Raw genomic sequence first — 2448 nt, forward strand, 5'->3', positions numbered from 1 at the left:
GTAAGCGTAAAATAGATCACACCTTCTGATTGCCTAAGAATTTTGGGATAATCTCCTCAAGATCTAAAGAGGAGGTTTTGCGATGGATCGATCGGAACACATAAAGATATGGGAGAAGCGCATCGCAGAGTTTAAAGCAAGCGGCTTAAGTGTCCCAAAATGGTGTGCGGAGCAGGATGGCATTTCCGTTCCTCAGATGCGGTACTGGCTAAGGAAATTAAAGAACATCAGAAAAGAAACAGACACCTCTTCTACTTCCGCGTGGATGACTGTCGAGGTAAATGAATCCTTTTCCCTCTCCAATGATTCCTTACATATCCACGTAGGCTCAGCCACCATCGAGGTCAAATCAGGCTTTGATCCCGTCTTATTATCAGATGTTATCAAGGTATTGAAAGCCTCATGTTAAACGAAGCCGCCATCGAACGTGTCTACTTGGCACGTGGGAGCACCGATTTACGGAAGTCGATAGACGGGTTGGCAGCGATCGTACAGGAGGGCTTCGCCCTTGATCCCTTCTCGCCAGCCTTGTTTGTATTTTGTAACCGGAAAAGAGATAAACTGAAAATTCTACAGTGGGAGCATAATGGATTTTGGTTGCACTATCGACGTTTAGAGCGAGGGGTGTTTCCATGGCCCGGAGAAGAACATCCAGCACCCATGAGTATTAGCCGCAGGCAATTACGCTGGCTCCTGGATGGCCTTCCCATTGACCAACGACAGGCTCACCCAGAAGTAAAAGCCCGAACCGTTTTATAATTTTATTGATAAAAAAGAGGAAATGCATGAGAGATGTCGAAAAGAATAGTATTATGAAATCATCTGTGACTTCATCAACCCAACAAACGAAATATTTACAACAGCGTGTTGAATCGCTCGAGATGCAGAATGAGGAGCTGACGGCAAAATTAAAATGGTATGAAGAACAATTCCGTCTGAGTAAGCATCGTCAATTTGGCTCTTCGAGCGAGAAGACCGATTCAAATCAGTTAGAACTTCCGCTATTTAATGAAGCTGAAATAGAAAAAGACCCGAAGGTCGAAGAACCAACAGTCGAAACGATTACATATGATCGAAAAAAGAAGCGTAGTTCCAGACAAACAAACGTAGAAAGCTTGCCTTCCGAAACGGTGGAATACCGTTTACCTGTAGAAGAGCAGGCTTGTTCGTGTTGTGGCGGCGCACTACATGAAATGAGCACAGAAACCAGACGAGAACTAAAAGTCATTCCTGCAGAAGTAAAAGTGGTCCATCATGTGCGACATGTCTATGCCTGTCGACATTGTGAACGTCATGGGACCGAAACACCGGTTGTCACGGCTACCATGCCATCATCAGTCTATCCTGGAAGTTTGGCTTCTCCGTCTGCGATGGCATATATTATGCAGCAAAAATACGTAGAAGGCCTGCCACTCTATCGGCAGGAAAAACAATTTGAACGACTGGGTGTTCATTTATCACGGCAAACCTTGGCCAATTGGGTCGTATATGGTGCCGATACCTGGCTGCGTCCCGTATATGATCGAATGAAGAAACACTTATTACAACAGGATATCCTGCATGCTGACGAAACCACCTTGCAAGTCTTGAAGGAGCCAGGTCGTTCCTCTGCCTCTCAGTCGTATTTATGGCTGTACAGGACGGGGCGGGACGGACCGCCCAATATCCTTTATGACTACCAGCAGACTCGTGCGAGTAAACATCCTCGCAGGTTTTTAACAGGGTTCAACGGATATCTGCATGTCGATGGGTATGCAGGATACAATGGGCTGGCGAATATTCAACTCGTCGGATGTTGGGCGCATGCGCGACGCAAATTTGACGAAGCCCTGAAGACACTGCCTTCTTCGTCCAGCGTGACGTCTGTCACAGCCAAAGAAGGGCTTGACTTCTGTAATCGCTTATTCGCGATAGAACGGGAGATCAAGGGTTCGACTCCCAACGAACGATTTAAGGTTCGACAAGAACGCACTCAGCCAGTGCTGGAGGCTTTTTCAGTATGGCTTCGTGCGCAGTCCCCTAAAGTTTTGCCTAAAAGTGCGCTAGGCCAGGCGATCAAGTACTGTCGGAACCAGTGGGAAAGATTAGAGGGCTTTTTAGAGGATGGACGATTAGAAATAGACAACAATCGAAGTGAACGCAGCATCAAACCGTTTGTCATTGGACGAAAAAATTGGCTATTTGCCAACACAGCCCGAGGGGCTCGGTCCAGTGCCATCATTTATAGTATAGTGGAGACAGCCAAGGAAAACGGATTAAATCCCCACCGTTACCTGACTTATCTGTTAGAGGTTCTTCCCAACATGGACCTGACAAAAGAGTCTAACCTGGATCTGATCCTTCCATGGTCACCGGAGCTTCCCGAGATCTGTCACGTGCCAAATCAGAATACTTAAAGCATACGAAATCCCCATCTCATTTGAAAGGTGGGGATTATTTGACGCTTAC

At 46.5% G+C, this 2448-nt stretch carries 3 protein-coding genes; all 3 read left to right on the forward strand.

The genetic code is table 11. The annotated features are described in order from the left end of the window. The first annotated feature begins 82 nt into the window (after positions 1–82). The 3 genes from tnpA (at position 83) to tnpC (ending at position 2396) form a co-directional block, all read left to right on the forward strand. The gene (gene tnpA, locus ACE1TI_RS21510; RefSeq protein WP_375009561.1) at positions 83–409 is read left to right on the forward strand and encodes an IS66 family insertion sequence element accessory protein TnpA; all 327 of its coding nucleotides are present in this window, start codon (positions 83–85) and stop codon (positions 407–409) included. A gap of 26 nt (positions 410–435) precedes the next feature. Beyond that, positions 436–759, forward strand: coding sequence for an IS66 family insertion sequence element accessory protein TnpB (gene tnpB, locus ACE1TI_RS21515; RefSeq protein ID WP_375009562.1), 324 nt, complete (start codon positions 436–438; stop codon positions 757–759). Between the two features lie 122 nt (positions 760–881). Next, positions 882–2396 carry an IS66 family transposase gene (gene tnpC, locus ACE1TI_RS21520; RefSeq protein ID WP_375009563.1) on the forward strand — a complete coding sequence of 505 codons (1515 nt, stop codon included), beginning with the start codon at positions 882–884 and terminating at the stop codon, positions 2394–2396. Positions 2397–2448 lie beyond the last annotated feature (52 nt).

The organism is Alteribacillus sp. JSM 102045, from assembly GCF_041949975.1.
Classification (GTDB): Bacteria; Bacillota; Bacilli; order Bacillales; family Marinococcaceae; genus Alteribacillus.